The sequence below is a fragment of the Fluctibacter corallii genome (genome assembly GCF_025751585.1).
Lineage (GTDB): Bacteria > Pseudomonadota > Gammaproteobacteria > Enterobacterales > Alteromonadaceae > Fluctibacter_A > Fluctibacter_A corallii.
This window is the reverse complement of sequence record NZ_JAOWKX010000008.1, coordinates 1-17,626: the sequence shown is the minus strand read 5'-3', so window position 1 is coordinate 17,626 and position 17,626 is coordinate 1. Positions and strand designations below refer to the sequence as shown.

Annotated in this window: 14 protein-coding genes and 7 tRNA genes; 8 read left to right on the top strand and 13 right to left on the bottom strand. The window is 45.4% G+C overall.

What is annotated here, in order from left to right; genetic code table 11:
- Positions 1 to 73: 73 nt before the first annotated feature.
- From OE749_RS14660 to OE749_RS14645, 4 genes are read right to left on the bottom strand one after another with little or no spacing between them, the layout of a single operon-like run.
- Positions 74 to 1,837: a sugar phosphorylase gene (locus OE749_RS14660; RefSeq protein WP_263713224.1), complete on the bottom strand. Its 1,764-nt coding sequence runs from the start codon at positions 1,835 to 1,837 to the stop codon at positions 74 to 76.
- A 2-nt stretch (positions 1,838 to 1,839) separates the two neighbouring features.
- Positions 1,840 to 3,063, bottom strand: coding sequence for a glycosyltransferase family protein (locus tag OE749_RS14655; RefSeq protein ID WP_263713223.1), 1,224 nt, complete (start codon positions 3,061 to 3,063; stop codon positions 1,840 to 1,842).
- A complete protein-coding gene (locus OE749_RS14650; protein ID WP_263713222.1) occupies positions 3,057 to 3,899 on the bottom strand; it encodes an HAD-IIB family hydrolase in 843 nt (280 codons plus the stop codon). The genes OE749_RS14655 and OE749_RS14650 overlap by 7 nt, the downstream gene beginning before the upstream one ends.
- Before the next feature lies 1 nt (position 3,900).
- Positions 3,901 to 4,776, bottom strand: coding sequence for a kinase (locus OE749_RS14645; RefSeq protein WP_263713221.1), 876 nt, complete (start codon positions 4,774 to 4,776; stop codon positions 3,901 to 3,903).
- A gap of 288 nt (positions 4,777 to 5,064) precedes the next feature.
- Here OE749_RS14645 and OE749_RS14640 point away from each other — a divergent pair, with 288 nt between their 5' ends.
- The 3 genes from OE749_RS14640 (at position 5,065) to OE749_RS14630 (ending at position 9,055) form a co-directional block, all read left to right on the top strand.
- On the top strand, positions 5,065 to 7,569 hold the full coding sequence (locus tag OE749_RS14640; protein WP_263713220.1) for a glycoside hydrolase family 3 N-terminal domain-containing protein: 2,505 nt from the start codon (positions 5,065 to 5,067) through the stop codon (positions 7,567 to 7,569).
- Between the two features lie 167 nt (positions 7,570 to 7,736).
- Positions 7,737 to 8,876 (top strand): FAD-dependent oxidoreductase, encoded by a 1,140-nt coding sequence (locus OE749_RS14635; RefSeq protein ID WP_263713219.1) that lies wholly within the window; start codon positions 7,737 to 7,739, stop codon positions 8,874 to 8,876.
- A 2-nt stretch (positions 8,877 to 8,878) separates the two neighbouring features.
- Entirely contained in the window at positions 8,879 to 9,055 is a 177-nt protein-coding gene (locus OE749_RS14630; protein WP_263713218.1) for a hypothetical protein, read from the top strand.
- Between the two features lie 166 nt (positions 9,056 to 9,221).
- On the opposite strand, the gene OE749_RS14625 is transcribed toward OE749_RS14630, so the two are convergent.
- From OE749_RS14625 to OE749_RS14585, 9 genes are all read right to left on the bottom strand, one after another.
- Positions 9,222 to 10,640 (bottom strand): alanine/glycine:cation symporter family protein, encoded by a 1,419-nt coding sequence (locus OE749_RS14625; protein ID WP_263713217.1) that lies wholly within the window; start codon positions 10,638 to 10,640, stop codon positions 9,222 to 9,224.
- 210 nt (positions 10,641 to 10,850) lie between these two features.
- Positions 10,851 to 10,925: transfer RNA gene (locus tag OE749_RS14620), tRNA-Gln, on the bottom strand.
- Between the two features lie 5 nt (positions 10,926 to 10,930).
- Positions 10,931 to 11,015: transfer RNA gene (locus OE749_RS14615), tRNA-Leu, on the bottom strand.
- Positions 11,016 to 11,049: 34 nt separating this feature from the next.
- Positions 11,050 to 11,126, bottom strand: a tRNA-Met gene (locus OE749_RS14610).
- Between the two features lie 95 nt (positions 11,127 to 11,221).
- Positions 11,222 to 11,296, bottom strand: a tRNA-Gln gene (locus OE749_RS14605).
- A 62-nt stretch (positions 11,297 to 11,358) separates the two neighbouring features.
- A tRNA-Gln gene (locus tag OE749_RS14600) sits at positions 11,359 to 11,433 on the bottom strand.
- A 6-nt stretch (positions 11,434 to 11,439) separates the two neighbouring features.
- Positions 11,440 to 11,524 (bottom strand) — tRNA-Leu (locus tag OE749_RS14595).
- A 37-nt stretch (positions 11,525 to 11,561) separates the two neighbouring features.
- Positions 11,562 to 11,638: transfer RNA gene (locus OE749_RS14590), tRNA-Met, on the bottom strand.
- A gap of 218 nt (positions 11,639 to 11,856) precedes the next feature.
- Complete coding sequence (locus OE749_RS14585) at positions 11,857 to 12,888, bottom strand: patatin-like phospholipase family protein (RefSeq protein WP_263713216.1); 1,032 nt, start codon at positions 12,886 to 12,888, stop codon at positions 11,857 to 11,859.
- A 204-nt stretch (positions 12,889 to 13,092) separates the two neighbouring features.
- Between OE749_RS14585 and OE749_RS14580 the strand changes: the two genes are divergently transcribed.
- From OE749_RS14580 to OE749_RS14560, 5 genes are all read left to right on the top strand, one after another.
- Complete coding sequence (locus OE749_RS14580) at positions 13,093 to 14,256, top strand: methyl-accepting chemotaxis protein (protein WP_263713215.1); 1,164 nt, start codon at positions 13,093 to 13,095, stop codon at positions 14,254 to 14,256.
- A 62-nt stretch (positions 14,257 to 14,318) separates the two neighbouring features.
- Positions 14,319 to 14,933 carry a MarC family protein gene (locus OE749_RS14575; protein WP_263713214.1) on the top strand — a complete coding sequence of 205 codons (615 nt, stop codon included), beginning with the start codon at positions 14,319 to 14,321 and terminating at the stop codon, positions 14,931 to 14,933.
- A gap of 165 nt (positions 14,934 to 15,098) precedes the next feature.
- Complete coding sequence (locus OE749_RS14570; RefSeq protein ID WP_263713213.1) at positions 15,099 to 16,328, top strand: nucleoside recognition domain-containing protein; 1,230 nt, start codon at positions 15,099 to 15,101, stop codon at positions 16,326 to 16,328.
- Between the two features lie 26 nt (positions 16,329 to 16,354).
- Positions 16,355 to 16,621, top strand: a complete 267-nt coding sequence (locus tag OE749_RS14565; protein ID WP_263713212.1) for a DUF3862 domain-containing protein — start codon at positions 16,355 to 16,357, stop codon at positions 16,619 to 16,621.
- A 125-nt stretch (positions 16,622 to 16,746) separates the two neighbouring features.
- Positions 16,747 to 17,433 carry an SIMPL domain-containing protein gene (locus OE749_RS14560; RefSeq protein ID WP_263713211.1) on the top strand — a complete coding sequence of 229 codons (687 nt, stop codon included), beginning with the start codon at positions 16,747 to 16,749 and terminating at the stop codon, positions 17,431 to 17,433.
- The last annotated feature ends 193 nt before the right edge of the window (positions 17,434 to 17,626 follow it).

The following is a 17,626-nucleotide window of genomic DNA, read 5'->3' as shown; positions in this document are numbered from 1 at the left end:
ACTCTCTAACTAATTGATTTAGCGCTTCCTATTTTGCTTTAATCTATGTACACAGGCAAATGCCTTATTGGCTTTAGGGTCTCTGAATTTTATTACTGAGCCACATGGTTTGATAAGGTGCTAGCTCAATTTGGGTAAGACTCAGAGAAATGGCATGGCTGGAAATAAGGTCAACCCATTCTTCAGTGCCAATAAGGTTAACATCCGCGAGAGAAAGCAATTGAGACTTGTCGGTAATGTTACTAATACAGAATATACTTTGCTTTCTGTCAATGCTCTGTCGCCAGTAGCCAAAAAGCTGCGTACCCAAATGTAACGTAAATTGTGTTGCATTGGGATGAAACGCGGGCTGTTGTGTGCGGATTGATAGTAATCTTAACATCTCTGATAACACTTGATGATGCGGGCTATCGCTATTTTGTAGATGCTTAGTCAGTGTTTCGAATTGCCATCGATGTCGATTTATCGCGCGATTATGACCGCTGTTTTCAAGTCGTTCATAGTCATTGCGTGTACCAAGCAAACTGTGAATGTAGATACCGGGTATACCCTCTAGCCCAAACATAATGGTGTGCGCGCATAAAAAACGCGGCATTCCAAGTTGATCCTCCCCTTTAATTGTGCCTTTGAGGGCATCAAATAAACTGATATTGATCTCGTAAGGTCGTTGTACATTGTCACTTGACGTGCGCATTGAGACTAGCCCACCAAATAATTGCATAGTGGCGATGAGGGTTTCTAACTCCTTGTCACTGAGCAGTCCTTCAGCCGGACGCAAGCCAATACCATCGTGAGAGGCAATGAAATTAAAGTATGTTGTGCCATGTTGCGCTGGTGGCATACTCATCATCCAACTTTTTAAATACCGACAATCACCTGTCACTAATGTATTAACCAACAGGGGAGGCAAAGAAAAGTTATAGATAGCATGCGCTTCGTTGGCGTTACCGAAATAGGTTAAGTTTTCTCTATTAGGAATATTGGTTTCAGTGATGATCATGGCATCTGGTTGCGCATGCTCCAAAAGCGTACGCAATAGTTTTACTACTTCATGGGTTTGTTGCTGGTTGATGCAAGGCGTGCCTATCTCTTTCCATAAAAACGCGACGGCATCGAGTCGGAATATCCGAATGCCATTGTCAAGATAGTAGCGAATAATATCGACAAAGGTGTTAAGTACGTCGGGGTTACGAAAATCAAAATCTACCTGATCATGACTGAACGTACACCAAACGTGCTTTACCCCATCACGAGTTATTGTTTCTCGTAATAATGGAGAGGTTCTTGGCCTGACGACTTTACTTAAGTCATCGGTTGGTTCGGCGGTAAAGAAGTAATCTTTGCCAGGATGCTCACCACGAATGAAGTTTTCAAACCAAACACTGCGTGCAGAACAGTGATTAATCACCAAATCTGCCATCAGGCGATAACGTTGAGCGATGGCCTCTACGTGCTCCCAGCTTCCCATGGATTCATTGACACTAGAGTAGTCAATGACGGAAAACCCATCATCGGAGCTATAGGGAAAAAAGGGTAAAAGGTGCACGCTGTTAATGACATCTTTGCAATAATCATTTAAAAAATGATGCAAACAGGAGAGAGGGGGGTGAACATTAGACTCTATACTGTCACCGTAAGTGATTAACACCACATCTTGTTCAGACCATAAATTAGTATGGGGGGCCGGAGGGGTCAGTGCTGCATTGTTAACCAAGCGCATTTGAGCAAGAAGCTGATGCGCCAGTTCTTCGTAAGATGTAGATAATGGGATCCCGTCATAGATAACGTTGAGGTGTCGACAGATAGCCTCGTGTAACTGCGTGAGAACATCAGACATAATTAACCTCGATAATCTAAATGGTCTTCTTCGACAGCCTCAATGAGTTTGTCGAATACATCCGGCTTTGCACTCACCACACGGTTCCAGCTTGGAATAAATGGGGTTTCCATTGGGTTGTCTAAAAAGCTCTGACCCGCTTTCATGATATTACGGGCAAACATCTCTACGGCTTGTTCTTCGTGGTGGATGTCTAACGTGAGACCGTTCATGATTGCATCGTTGTGGTAAGTTTCTATGAAATCTAGCGCTATACGAAAATATGTTGCCTTAAGAGAGCGAAACGTCTCCGTTGTGAAGGTGTTTCCTTGTGTTGCGAGTTTCCTGAACAGTGCCTTAGTGATATCGATGGACATTTTAGATAACCCGCCTTGATCATTGTCCATCGATAAATCTTGATGCTTATGATCGTAAGTTTGTGCGATGTCGGCCTGACAAAGCCGGTTGTGCGCATAGTTGCGATGCATTTCTGACAATACGCCGATTTCCAGTCCCCAATCACTGGGAATGCGAATATCGTTAAGCACATCGCGCCGAAAAGAAAATTCTCCCGCTAACGGATAGCGAAAACTGTCCATGTATTCAAGGTATTCTGTATTGCCTACTACGCGCTTGAGCGCTCGAAGCAAAGGCGTGACTAAAAGCCGCGACACGCGTCCATTGATTTTACCGTTTGCCACTCTCGCGTAGTAACCTTTGCAAAATTCATAGTTAAATTGTGGATTGGCGACGGGGTATATTAGCCGCGCTAATAAGCTGCGATCATAGGTGAGAATATCGCAGTCATGCAGGGCAATCGATTCCGCTTTGCCCGTTGCTAGAATGTATCCCATGCAGTACCAGACGTTGCGCCCTTTGCCTAACTCTTTCGGTGCCAGCCCTAGCGATTGTAATTCTGCGTCTAATGCTTGCAATCTTGGGCCATCGTTCCACAAAATGCGGTGATGTTGAGGTAATTGGTCAAAAAACTTTAATGCATATTCGTATTGCGCCTGATCGGCGCGGTCGAGCCCGATAACAATTTGAGACAGGTAAGGTACGTGTTTTACTTGCTCAATGATATTGGGTAATGCAGGCCCTTCTAATTCAGAAAATAGTGAAGGGAGTAATAATGCCATTGGGCGACGCCTGGCAAAGGTGAGCAGTTCCTGCTCCAGTTCTTCGATGGGTCTCTCAGAGAGATTATGCAAGGTTGTTACAATACCATTTTGATAAAAGTCTACCATGTAGCCTCCTTAAGTGGGGTCAGTACGAGTTCATTGACAGACTCCGCCCAGCCGACGGGGCCTGTTGAACGAGTGACATGAAGTTGATGCGTGCGATTTACCGTTGGGGGCGAATGTGCTGGTGAGCGAACAATCACAGCGACATCGGCAGTTTCAAGCATGGCGATGTCATTGCCTCCGTCTCCAAGGGCGAGAGAGTGGGTGTCTTGTTCTGGAAATTGTCGGCGATATTCATCGCAGAGCCATTTCAGTGCTTGACCTTTGTCGCCATGGCCGGAGACATGTAAAAAGCGGCCACCATGGAGCACAGAGGCGCCTTTACTTTTTAATGCATCGATAAAACGGAGTTTGTCTTTCTCGTCGCCCTGCCATAACACGGGCTCGCCAAATTGCCGCGTTTTTGCTAGTGTGGCGTCATGGGTCGACAACCCTGTGATGTTAGATACATCACCTACAGACATCGCATCAAAATGCGTGAATTTATCGCCAAACTCAGGCTTGAGTTGATTCAGAATTTCCAGCCATACGCGCTTTTGATTAGAAAACGTTTTTACCCACATGTTGCCTTGCCAGCGCGTATCGGTAGGTTTTTGTTTTAAAAATGTGTGAGGAATATGAATCGCTGCGCCGTTTTCTACAATACACGGGCCATTAAGGTTCAGATTTTTATTGATCGCCTTCATCTCTGCGAAGGTTTTACTGGTGGTGGGAATAACCGGAATATGCTTTGTAGCTAACTGGTGTAAAGTGTCCTTTGCGGGCGCAACGCTATACGTATCATGGTCAAGCAACGTGCCATCTAAATCTGTAAATATCAACCATTGTTTAGATGGCATACTACAACCCTTTTGCATGCGTTACATTGCGAAATTCATCTAAATACAATACCCAATCTGATCGTTCCGGCATGGTGGAGATAGCGTGCTCGGTCAGCCGCTGAAAGAACTGAATAAAGTGGTGAACGTGTTCATCACTCATGATGCCTGATGGTGCCTTAAGGTGCTCAGATTCATATTCTGCTCTGAGCGTATGTTCTTGCTGTAAACGCCATGAGTACACGTTTTCAAAAGAGGGAGGAATTAACGCTAACCACGCATTCATGTGCGTGTAAAGTGGCTGATAATGGTTTTGCAGATAGGTATTGACGCGCTTTCGCCAAATGGCATCTGGGTCTTGCGTGCGCTCCAATAGATTGACCGGTTCGATTAAGGCTTCTTTTGACTGTGGAGGCACTCCCCAGCACCATCCTTCAAATAGAACAATATCCACGGTTGAGCCAATATGTTGCCAATGTTGAACGGGAAAGGGGTTATCTTGTGCCTTATTAAAGGTGGGTGCAGTAATTTCTTGGCCTGCTTGTAACGATTGAAGCACATCATGAATACATTGCCAATTGTGTGTTCCCGGTACACCGCGGGTTTGAAATAAAGCATGTTGCTGGTTGGCAACGTGCTCGCGTTCTCGCGCACTTAAGTAAAAGTCATCAAGTGATAACGTTGCGACACGTTGTCCTTGCTCTTTAAAATAGGTGTTGAGAAAGCGAGTTAGGGTGGTTTTTCCTGAACCCTGACACCCATTAATACCGACAAAATAAGGGGTGTTTGCACCATGAGAGTGCATTAAGATTTGCTCTGCTAATGGAATGTACCAATGTTGTGCAAGGTCGGCAAAGCGCGTAGATAGCCCGTTCTGTTTGATAAATGCGTCAATCACTGGCTTTACCTCATGAGTTATGCGCCAACTGCGCGCGTTAAGTATGATCAATCTGAACGGAGGTGTTCAAATTTTGTGCCACTCAACCTCGCGATTACCGTCAACTCTCTTACACTCAGACGTAGCATGATAGAAATTTATTTTTAAGAAAGCGCTTACATTTAAAGTTGAAATTGCTTGCATTGTTAATTTTATTTTAAAATGTAAGCGTTTACATTGTAGTAATTATGAATATACTTGATGCACAGATGCTGAATGAACAGTTGATTAATTTAACAGGAGAGCAAAATGATCGACAAACGCCTGATTGTCGGTGTTGCATGTGTCGCTATATTCGCTTGTACGCCAAAGTCTCAAGAACCGCAAACAAAAATTTGGCCAAAGGTCGATGTTTCTTTTCCAAAGGATGAGCAGGTACAGCAGCGCGTAGATACACTGCTTTCATCCCTTACCCTTGAGCAGAAGGTCGCACAAGTGATTCAACCTGAAATTCGCGACGTGACTATAGAAGATATGCGTAAATATGGGTTTGGCTCTTACTTGAATGGTGGGGGAGCGTTTCCTAATAACAACAAACATGCGTCGGTCGATGATTGGGTCGCATTGGCTGAGGCAATGTATCAGGCGTCTATTGACGATAGCCTTGATGGCACCGCGATTCCGACTATGTGGGGAACCGACGCCGTGCATGGTCACAATAACGTGGTAGGTGCAACGCTGTTTCCTCACAATATTGGTTTGGGGGCAATGCGTAACCCTGAGCTGATGCGTCAGATTGCCAACGCGACAGCCAAAGAAGTTATGGCAACGGGAATTGATTGGATATTCGCCCCTACTGTTGCTGTTGCCAGAGATGATCGCTGGGGACGCACGTACGAAAGCTACTCAGAAGATCCAAGCATCGTCAAAGCATACGCTGGCGCGGTTGTTAATGGCTTGCAAGGCGGGTTGGGCGATACCTTTTTAGATGAGCAGCATGTGATTTCTACCGTAAAACATTTTGTCGGTGATGGCGGGACAGAAAAGGGTGATGACCAAGGTAATAATCTGGCAAGCGAAGCAGATTTATATCGTATACATGCGCAAGGCTATGTATCTGGACTAGCTGCAGGAGCGCAATCAGTGATGGCGTCGTTTAATAGCTGGCAGGGTGAAAAAATCCATGGTAGCCGTTATTTACTGACAGACGTGCTGAAAGAAAAAATGGGTTTTCAAGGCTTCGTGGTAGGCGATTGGAACGGTCATGGTCAAATTCCAGGCTGCACAAATGATAATTGTCCTCAGGCGATGAATGCAGGTTTAGATGTATACATGGTGCCTACACAAGCGTGGAAACCACTTTATTATAATCTGATTGAGCAAGTAAAAAGCGGTGTGATTCCGATGGCTCGTCTTGATGATGCGGTGCGCCGGGTCTTAGCCGTTAAAGTGAGAGCGGGATTATTTGATAAACCTTCACCGCAGTCTCGTCCGTTGTCTGGAGATAAAACCCTGATTGGACACCCACAACACCGTGACATTGCTAGACAAGCTGTCAGAGAGTCGCTGGTACTGTTAAAGAATAAAGATCGTGTGTTACCGATTCAGCCCAATCAACATGTGCTGATAGTGGGTGATGGCGCTGACAACATTGGTAAACAGTCAGGTGGTTGGACGATTACCTGGCAAGGCACTGGTAATCAAAACAGTGATTTTCCTGGCGCAACCTCAATATATGCGGGCTTGAAAGCTGCCATTGAGCGCACGGGCGGCACGGTCTCACTCTCTGTGGATGGAAGGTATAGCGAAAAACCTGACGTAGTTATTGCCGTATTTGGAGAAGAGCCCTATGCAGAAGGCAATGGAGATTTAGATAATCTGGATTTTGAGCGCGCAGAAAATGCAGCACAGTCACTCCTCAATAAGGTTAACGCATTGGGCGCGCCTGTCGTTTCGGTATTTATAACTGGTAGGCCGCTATGGGTAAACCCTGAACTGAATCGCTCAGATGCTTTTGTTGTAGCATGGCTACCCGGCTCTGAAGGCGCAGGTATCGCTGATGTCTTGGTGGCCGATCAACATGGACACCCACAACATGACTTCAAAGGTACATTGCCATTTTCATGGCCAGCACACCCTGAACACCATAACAATAATGTGGGGCAGCCGGATTATGCGCCGTTACTTCCTTTCGGGTTTGGACTAGGTTACACCTCGTCAGGCGATGACCTTGCTACTCTTAACGAGGCATTACCCGTTGCCTTTGAAAGCCAGAGTAAAGAAACACAGCACCATCAAATTTTAGGGCAGGGTGCGCAGGCGCCATGGAAAGCCATATTAAAGTCTGGCGGTGAATCTGTAGTAATGACAAGCAATGTAGAGTCACTCAATGCGCTGACGGTCAGAACATCGGATCGTTTAATACAAGAAGATGCCTTGTCGCTTACTTGGGCAGGGAATACCCATGAACAGTTACAGTTTTTCTCGCCTTTTCCGGTTGATTTACGTCGCCATGGTGAGGCAGAACATGCGCTGGTATTTACCTACCGTTGGTTAGCCGATACCGCAGCGGTGTTGACGGTGACTATGGGCTGTGATTCTGAATGCGTTGCCGCGCAAGAAGTCAATATCGCGCCTTCAGACTCATGGGCGAGCGTGGCTATTCCACTGGCATGCTTTACCGAAAAGGGACTTGATCTTAAGCAAATTTACTCCCCCTTCACGCTGTCGACAAATATGCAAGGCACGTTAGACATTCACAATGTGTATCTAGGCGTATCCAAAGCGGATACTGTGCAACTAACATGTCAATAGCGTGATAAGTTAGCGAAAATTTATTCTAAAATTCGGCGAACACAACGAGGTTCGCCGACACACCTTGTCATTTTCTTGTGATAAATCAACTTTCTATCACTATTCACTAACCGTTTGTGCCGTTTTTTCGTATCATTACCTAAATCAAGTTGATGGGAGGTTCGCGTGTGATAGATGTGTGCGTGATTGGCGGCGGCATGGTAGGCGCTGCGACGGCGTTAGGCCTGGCAAAAGCTGGGTATTCGGTGTTAATTGTTGAAAATGCAATGCCTGCGCCGTTTGATTCAGAATCAGAGCCTGACCTTCGTGTGTCTGCAATCAATATGGCATCAGTTAATCTGCTTACTGAATTAGGCGCATGGTCTGAGATTGAAGCAATGCGCCTACATCCTTATGACAGCCTCGCTGTGTGGGAGATGCCAACGTCAAAAACCGTATTTAACGCGAAAGACATACAAGCACCCTGTTTGGGATATTTTGTTGAAAATAGAATACTTCAACTCGGCATACATCAAGCATTAGCCTGTTGTGACAATGTAACGTGGAAGCAGCACGTCGCTGTGACGTCTATTACGCTATCTGACGAATCTTCGATACAGTTTTCTGATGGAGAAGCGATTACATGCAAGTGGGTGATTGGTGCCGATGGCGGGCACTCTGCTACGCGCCAGCTAGTGGGAATCGGTGTCACGGGGTGGCAATACCAGCAACATGCAATGGGAATCAAAATAAAGCAATCTCATAGTCAATCTATTACCTGGCAGCAATTTACTCCCACGGGCCCCGTTGCTTTTTTACCACTGAGTGACGGCTACGCCAGTTTAATTTGGTATCACAATGCTGAGCACCTCCAAGCGCTTAAGGGGGTTTCACCAGAGGTCATGAAATCGCGTATTCTGGATGCCTTTCCTGATCTTGGCGGCGATTTTGATGTGTTGGAGTGGGCGGCTTTCCCGCTGGTGCGTCAACATGCTAACCGCTATATCGATACACATTTTGCCTTGGTAGGAGATGCGGCACACATGATTAATCCGCTTGCAGGGCAGGGCGTAAATTTGGGCTTTAAAGATGTCGCAGAGTTGCTAAAACAGTGTTCGAAGCTTGGAATGACTCAACGTGCTTTAGCTGCCTATGAGCGTTCGCGTAAGCCTCAAAACCTGTTAATGATGAGTACGATGGATGTGTTTTATTCGGTGTTTAGTAACGCAATTACACCTGTTAAAGTCATTCGAAACCTAGGATTGAGTTTGGCTGATAAAGCGGGGCCGATTAAGAACCAAGTTTTACGTTACGCGATGGGATATTAAGTATGACTGTATTAATTATTTTAGCTGTATTATTTGTGACGCTGATTCTTGTCGTGCCCATGCTGGAACGCTCAAAATCAAAATTTAGCCAAGAAGATGTTGCTAAAATGAGCCGTTGGATCTGGCCACTCGTTATGATTTTACTGGTGACTCAGTTGATCATGTTAATGATTGATTAGCATGCTAGGGGTGTTACACCGCTAACATATTGCGTGCTTTTTTGCAGGCTAAGAAATTAGCAGGATAAGAGGGAAGGTAGACGCAAAGCGCCATCCCAACTAAATGCGAAGAGTGAGATAAAACCGCACTCTTCGCCAATCGTATTTAGGTACTTTAACTAGTAATTTAGGGGCGTGTTTTATCCCAGATGCCTGTTTCTGTAGTACCTTGAATCTCGCAGTCACCGGTTTTGTATTCAGGCAATTCACCACGATCACGCTTACTGAAATAGTCTCGACTAATCGACACAATAGTGGGTGTCATCCAGACAATAGCAATAATATTGATGACTGTCATGAGGCCTAACGCCATGTCTGCCATTGCCCATACCTGAGGCAAAGATGCTTTTGCGCCCCACAAAATCATTGCTAAATAGCCAACGGTATACACGGCACGACCCACTTTGTTGTCTAGCTTAAACATGTGCAAGTTACTCTCGCCGTATGCGTAGTTAGCGACTACGGATGTAAAGGCAAATAAGCTAATGGCAGCGGCGACGAAGTCTTTTCCGCCGTCACCAATATGTTGACTCATGGCGGTTTGTGTTAATCGAATACCTTCCATTTGGTCGCTCGTTGAGCCACCAGCCAATAGAATGATCACCGCAGTACAGGTACATAGTATCATGGTGTCAATGAACACACCTAGCATTTGCACATAGCCTTGAGACACTGGGTGATTAGGGTAGGGCGTTGCACCAGCCGCGGCATGAGGCACACTACCTGAACCTGCCTCATTGGAATACAAGCCTCGTTGTATACCATTTTTAATCGCGGCGCCTAGCGCGCCAGCGCCCGCTTCTTGTAAGCCGAATGCGGAGGTAATAATGTCGTATAACAAACCAGGTACTGCGTCAAAGTTGATTGCCGTGATTATCAGAGCAACCAGAATGTAGCTTAGCCCCATAAAAGGTACGATCCACTCTGAGAATCGGGCAATGCCTCTTAATCCTCCCACCACGATGGCAGAAGCAAGGGCTACGATAAGTAAGCCTGAATACAGTGTTGGAATGTCATAGGCATGATTTAGCGCATCGGTAATGGTGTTGGCTTGTACGGCACTGAAAATAAAGCCATAACCCATAAACAAGCAAAGTGAAAAGAGAATCGCCAGCCAGCGTTTATTTAGCCCCTGCTGAATGTAATAGGCGGGACCGCCCCGAAACTCGCCATTATCATCACGTACTTTATAGAGTTGCCCCAGCACGCTCTCAGCAAATCCGGTTGCCATTCCCAGTATGGCGATAACCCACATCCAGAAAATTGCACCAGATCCCCCTAAAGATATTGCAACAGCAACGCCGGCTAAGTTTCCCGTACCCACTCGCGCAGACAAACTAGTACACAGCGCCTGAAATGAGCTAATGCCTGATTCATCGCTTTTGGTGCTGCCTCGCATGACCGAAAACATATGCCCGAAATGGCGAATCTGTAAGAAACCTAATTTGACTGTGAACCAAACGCCGGCAAAAAGAAGCATATAAATGAGAATTTGCCCGTTGCCCCAAAGAATATTATTGATAAAGGCGACGATGTCGTTAACCAACTGAGTACCTACTAACTTGTTGTTTTTATGACAACAGTTTGAAGGTTTATATTGGTTGTGTCTAGTAGTGCGTGGCGTCTATTCAGTGCAATTTATGTTAGGTTGTGTTGAATTGATATGGCAAAAAATATAGGTATTTTGATCAAAACAAGGAAAGCGTAGTTGGCAGATAAGCAAAAGGCCCGCGAAATCGCAGGCCTTTTACATAAGTGGCTGGGGTAGCTGGATTTGAACCAACGAATGGCGGGATCAAAACCCGCTGCCTTACCGCTTGGCTATACCCCAACAGATGGTGCGGAAGGAGAGACTTGAACTCTCACGCCGTGAAGCACTGGAACCTAAATCCAGCGTGTCTACCAATTCCACCACTTCCGCGAAATTCTGTTGTGTTCCTGAGGGTGAGTCAGGATGGTGGCTACGGCGGGACTCGAACCTGCGACCCCATCATTATGAGTGATGTGCTCTAACCAGCTGAGCTACGTAGCCTTTGGTAACAATACCAATAAATTTTTAGTGTTCTTCACTAAGAGGTAACTCAAAGTTTAGAACAAAAACGGCCCGCTAATGCAGACCGTCCGATATGGCTGGGGTAGCTGGATTTGAACCAACGAATGGCGGGATCAAAACCCGCTGCCTTACCGCTTGGCTATACCCCATTCGCGATATAATGGTTTTGTATTAACGTGTTGTATAACATCAACCACTACATCTAAAAAAGTGGCTGGGGTAGCTGGATTTGAACCAACGAATGGCGGGATCAAAACCCGCTGCCTTACCGCTTGGCTATACCCCAACACAATGGTGCGGAAGGAGAGACTTGAACTCTCACGCCGTGAAGCACTGGAACCTAAATCCAGCGTGTCTACCAATTCCACCACTTCCGCATGGTATAATACCTACAGGACGAACCTGAGTAAGTATTGGTGGCTACGGCGGGACTCGAACCTGCGACCCCATCATTATGAGTGATGTGCTCTAACCAGCTGAGCTACGTAGCCACTTGGGTACTCCGTTGTGGAGTGGCGCGTATTATGCTGATATGCCCTTTGAGCGTCAACCCCTTTTTTAAAGAAAAATGACTGTTTGCCTAGTAACTAGGCAATACGCCTTGTTTTAGTTCAAAGTTCGCGCATTTAGACGACGTTTACTTCTAAATTATGCGTTCATGGGGGCTAATTGAGCATACCAGATACCTACATTTTTATATTAGCGCGAATTAAGGTGCTACAATCGGACGAGGATTGCCAGTATTGGCATCAATTCGATCGAGAGAATCCCCGGTGTATTTTGCCGCCATCATATCAACCACTGCGTCACCGTAACGACTGAACCAGAAATCGCCCATAGATTTCAAGCGTTTAATATTACTTGTGCTGACATCGTCCATCGCATCGTCTGGCGGATAGGGCAGACCAGGTTGAATACGCATTTCAGCGTTGACGCGTATATAGCTGCCTTTCTTACAAATTGTTCCTGCTTGATAAGCAACTACGCGCTCATCGGTAAGTATATCTACAAGGTGACCTTTTGTTATCCATTGCAATCCCCCCCACTTTTGTGAGGCTAGCCCGTTAATTTTGCGCGTTCGATAGCCTGTGCCAATTGAAATGACTCGCATATCATCTACGGGTATATCTCCCCATGCATGTTTTGCCTCAGCAATAGCACACATAGTGGGATTATTGGCAACCACCGCGCCATCAATGAGCCAAAACTCTTCTTCTACGCCATTGAGTGCCATTTCTTTTGTGGGAAAAAAAGTAGGTGCGGCGCTTGAGGCATCTGCCACTTCGCAGGCAAGTAACGACTTATGGTTATCGTTTGTTGTTTTAATAATCTGTGGTTTTCTGCTTTCTACACCATAAGATACGGCAAGTACGTGTTTATCTTTGGGGGTATCACCTAATGTTGCTTTGCCCATATGTTGGGCAAGCAAACGGGTTTTGCCCTCAGCCTGATATTTTGGCGCATTGAGTCCGTCTATTTCAAAAATGCCTTCAGTGGGAGAGAAAATTTGCTTGGCATTGTCATCATTATATAGCTCGTTGATTTGTTGCATGGTTAAGCTGGTGGTCGCCAACCCCAGTGCAATAATACTGCCCGTGCTGGTGCCTGCGTAAAAATCGACGCAATCCCGAATAGATAAACCGTATTTCTCTTCTAGTGTGTTTTCAACGTGAACCAAAAATTGGGTGGTGGCAGCGCCGCGGATTCCGCCGCCATCCAGAGAAAGAATAAGCTTTGACATGTGAGTTCCTAATTAAGAGGCGAAGTGATTTATATTTATAGTGTTCGCATTAAAAAAATTTGCGCAGATCTCAGCGCGTTAGCAACCCACTGACTGTGCGTAAATGTTTGACCGAAAATACCACCGCTGAAACGGAATAAAAAGCCCTTAGTAAACAAATCTTTGAACTACACTTGTTAAATAAAATTGGCTAAGGAGCGTTTCGTGTTTGAGAAACTGAGTTTAGTTCAACGTGTTTATGCGCTGGGAATAATACACAGTGTTTTGCTAGTGCTTACGGTTATCATAGTCAGTGACGCTGAATCTAAAGGTGTTGTTTGGGGAACGACAGTATTCGCATTGGTTCTCTTTTTGGTGATCTCGTTATTTTTTGCAAAATTTATTGTTAGTCCAATTAGCAAGCTTGCTCAACATTTAAAAAATGCTTCGTCAGCAGATACGCAGATGCCCGCTAATTTGGCTGCGCCGTCTGAAAGTGAATTAGGAAAACTCGTTCAGGCGGTGAACCTCGTATTAACTCACCTTCGAGGCTTGATAAAAGATAATAGCGCAGATGTACAGGCGTTAGAGAAAACCTGCGTCAATGGGCGTGATGCTATGCTTAAAAATGCCGAAGGTGCGAATATTCAGCAAAAGCAAACCAGTTCTGCCGCTTCAATAATGGAAGAGCTAAAGGAGGCGTTCTCAAGTATTGCCGAACATACGGCCGAAGCTGCGTCTATTACTAACGAGGTGAAAGAGCAAATTGTGGCAGGCCGAAGTGGTGCTATTGAAACCCAGAAAGAAGTGGATAAATTAACCAATCAAGTAGAACACTCTGCCAAAATTATCGAGTCGCTCGGACAAGAGTCGAATAATATCGGTGAGGTAGTTGTCAGTATTCAAGCTATTGCAGAACAAACGAATTTACTCGCGTTAAATGCCGCCATAGAGGCTGCGCGTGCAGGTGATACCGGGCGTGGGTTTGCCGTGGTTGCGGATGAGGTGCGAGAGCTTGCATCACGAGTGCAAGCGTCAACGGTCGATATTCAAAAATTGGTAGAAGGTCTACAACAAGAAGCCAAGCGCGCGGTTGATACGATGGAAGAGGGACAGAAAAGTGCACAATACTGTCTGAAGCGCAGTAGCGCAACGGCAGAGGCACTGCAAAGTGCTGACAGCTCGGCGTCTTCCATATTTGATTTAAATACTAGTATCGCCTCGTCTACCCAACAACAAACCGCTGTGGTCAACGACCTAAATGAATTGGTGGGGCGAATTCAAACCACATCGCAACAAAATGCAACTCGAGCGCAAGATACGAGTAAGGCAATGGAAACCATTTTGACCCACGTTACTAGCCTTAAGAATAAGCTAACGAGTGTGTAATGGGCGCGAAGGGTGAGAGCGAAATCGCTATTTTGGCAACAACAGGGTAAGCTGTTTTACTGATGATAGACATAGTTACTACCTTTGTTGTGTTTTTTGCGGTCATCGATCCCATTGGCACAGTGCCTGTGTTCATCGCAGTCACTAATCAGTACGAACAGCACATAAAACGTAAAATTGCCCTTATTGCGACCATTGTCTCAGCTGGCATTCTGTTGTTTTTTGTCATTGTTGGCGAGTTGATTTTGGTGGGAATGTCGATACCTTTGTCTGCTTTTCAGATTTCTGGGGGTATCGTCTTGTTTCTTTTCGCGCTGAATATGATTTTCGGTGAAAGTAAACCTGACGAAGAATTGAAAATGGTTCGACTTGATCATAAAGAAACGGCCATTTTTCCTCTTGCTGTGCCGTCTATAGCCAGCCCCGGTGCCATGTTAGCAGCGGTATTGTTAACTGAAAATGCGCGCTTTAGTATTTGGGAGCAGGCACAAACAGTGGGCGTCATGTTTTTTGTGCTATTTATTGTTTATTTGCTGATGCTAATGGCAGGGTGGATAAATAAATTAATAGGCAGTAGTGGAGCCAGCGTGGTGAGCCGAGTGATGGGATTAATTCTTTCTTCCGTGGCGATGACAAATATTCTTGCAGGGATCACTGCTTATTTCCATTTAGGCTGAGGTGAGATGCGTTTGTTTTGCGAAACGTGTTGATTTGCAGTTTGTGTAGCAATAATTTATTAAACCGTCATTTCCTTTCTTTCTATTTTCTTTTCTTTAGCATTGCGCTTTGTTCGTGAATTTCATAACGTTTACCGAGACTTATAAAAATAACAGAGTGATCCTGTGCTTCAACGAATTTGGCTTTTTTTCATCTTAAGTGCGTTTATTGCGTGTTTGTATCAATTTGTCATTTTAGGTAATGCCACATCGTTTTCTGAGGTGATGGGGGCGGTCAATAGTATGGCTAAATTGAGCGTAGAGATTGCTATCGGTTTGGTGGGGGTATTGGCATTTTGGCTGGGCATGTTCGAAATTGCAGAGCGCTCAAGCTTAATATCAAAGCTATCTAGATTGGTTGAGCCATTCTTACGCCGTTTAATGCCGGATATCCCGCCTTCTCACCCCGCGATTGGCTCGATTACAATGAATATGTCTGCCAATGTACTCGGGTTAGATAATGCTGCAACGCCATTTGGTATTAAAGCGATGCAAGATATGCAGTCTCTTAACCCTTTAAAAGATACCTTATCTAACCCGCAAATTTTGTTTTTAGTGTTGAATACGTCGTCGGTGACGCTTTTTCCTATTGCTGTTTTTCTTTATCGTGCCGAGCAAGGAGCCGCACAGCCTACCGATGTCTTTATTCCTATTTTACTCGCTACCAGTGCTTCTACATTGGTAGGGCTATTGGTGACATGCTGGGTGCAAAGAATTAACGTTTTTAATCATGTGGTGCTGCTGTATTTAGCGGGTATTTTTAGTGTGTTGGCGGCGGTGATACTTTATTTTGGTCAACTCAGCGCGGCGCTACTGGCAGAACAATCTTCGCTTGTGGCCAACTTTTTGCTGTTGTCTTTCATTGTCGTGGTGCTATTGGCGGGGTGGCGTAAAAAACTTGATTGTTATGAACTGTTTATACAAGGTGCAAAAAAAGGCTTTGAACTAGCTATTTCTCTCATTCCTTACTTAATCGCGATGTTATTTGCAATTGGTATGTTAAGGGCGAGTGGTTTACTTGATTTGGTGATGGATGGGGTTGCTTTTGTTGCGACATTAGTCGGGCTGGATCCGCGCTTTGTCGATGGCATTCCTAATGCATTGATGAAACCGCTCAGTGGCAGTGGCGCGCGGGCCATGATGATTGAAACGATGCAGCATCATGGTGCAGATTCCTTTGCGGGTAGATTGGCATCTATTTTACAGGGCTCAACAGAAACCACGTTTTATGTACTTGCGGTTTACTTAGGGGCGGTAGGCATCAAACATAGCCGTCATGCCGTTGCGTGCTGTTTAACTGCGGATCTTGCTGGCATTGTTACCGCCATTGCCGTAACGTATTGGTTTTTTGGATAAACTGCATTTGTAAAGAGGACAGATAAATGAAGCGTATTATCATGTTAGCGGCAATGTTAACGGCTACCGCAGCCGTAACTGGATGCACCAAACTCACACAGGACAACTACGACAAATTGAGCATGGGTATGTCACAAGAAGACGTTGAGCGTGTGATCGGCGAAGCCGATAAATGCGAAACCATGATCGGAACCGTAGATTGTTATTGGGGTGAAAAAGACGCGCGGTATATCAACATTAAATTTGTCGCGGGTAACGCGGTTTACTTTAGCCATAATGATCTGGTGCAGTAAAGGTTGATTAGAATAGACCAATGAAGTCAGATTCTCTGATTATTCATATTTGTGTGAACGAGTCAGTGGGAGTTCAGGTTGACCTGCCATACTTGCTAAGTATTTATTTTTGTTAAGGATACACCATGAAATATGCTGCTTTTCTTTGCTTTTTAATCGGGCTGCTTACTGCCTCATCTGGACTTCAAGCTGACACACTAGACAACAAATACATTCGCGTGTCAGGTGCAGGCTCTGTCGCTAGCCCTCCCACAGGCATTCAATTAACACTTGGATTCGAAGAAAAAGGGAATACGGCAGAAAAACTGTATACGCAACTTGGTCTGGCGCACAACCAAGTCATCGATTACTTAAAAGACTTAGGTATTGAGCCCAACGACATGCAGTCTACTCAAATCCAATTTCGCCCTGTGTATCGCTATGAAAATAATCGGCAGGTGCACGAGGGGTTCATGGTGTCGCAATCATTGCAGATTACTATGCAGGATTTATCAGAATTTCCGCGTGTAATTGACGGCGTGATTCGACGCGGTGTAGCAAGAATCGAAAATTTTTCTTATCAAAATACCCACACAGAACGAGATTACATGCGGGCACTTGCGTTGGCGGTAGACAATGCCAAAGCGCGAGCGACTCGCCTCGCAAAGGAAGCAAATGTCACCTTGGGCGAGGTTATTCGTATTGAAGAAAGCTCAAGCTACACACCGATGCCCGAAATGCGAATGATGAAGGCACAAGCCGATATGCCGCAACTTATGCAAGGTGCGGTAGAGTCAGGCGCTAACGTGACCGTTACGTTTGCGATTAAGTAGTCAGTCGTTTAGCTCTTTGGATTGATAGGCCGTTATGGGGCTTATTTCGACAAAAAATACCGTCGTTAGAGACTAATGCCAGTCAGTTAAGCTGACTGGCATTTTTCTTTTTAGGATATTTGCTTGGCTTTGCCCTCACCGCTCTTGGATATACTCTATCAGGCCGCTTGTCTGGTAAGACACATAGTCTAAG

Bases quoted from the DNA above. Each gene is read 5' to 3' on its own strand.
- OE749_RS14660 (WP_263713224.1), bottom strand. From the start codon at position 1,837: ATGTCTGATGTTCTCACGCAGTTACACGAGGCTATCTGTCGACACCTC.
- OE749_RS14655 (WP_263713223.1), bottom strand. From the start codon at position 3,063: ATGGTAGACTTTTATCAAAATGGTATTGTAACAACCTTGCATAATCTC.
- OE749_RS14650 (WP_263713222.1), bottom strand. From the start codon at position 3,899: ATGCCATCTAAACAATGGTTGATATTTACAGATTTAGATGGCACGTTG.
- OE749_RS14640 (WP_263713220.1), top strand. From the start codon at position 5,065: ATGATCGACAAACGCCTGATTGTCGGTGTTGCATGTGTCGCTATATTC.
- OE749_RS14630 (WP_263713218.1), top strand. From the start codon at position 8,879: ATGACTGTATTAATTATTTTAGCTGTATTATTTGTGACGCTGATTCTT.
- OE749_RS14585 (WP_263713216.1), bottom strand. From the start codon at position 12,888: ATGTCAAAGCTTATTCTTTCTCTGGATGGCGGCGGAATCCGCGGCGCT.
- OE749_RS14575 (WP_263713214.1), top strand. From the start codon at position 14,319: ATGATAGACATAGTTACTACCTTTGTTGTGTTTTTTGCGGTCATCGAT.
- OE749_RS14565 (WP_263713212.1), top strand. From the start codon at position 16,355: ATGAAGCGTATTATCATGTTAGCGGCAATGTTAACGGCTACCGCAGCC.
- OE749_RS14560 (WP_263713211.1), top strand. From the start codon at position 16,747: ATGAAATATGCTGCTTTTCTTTGCTTTTTAATCGGGCTGCTTACTGCC.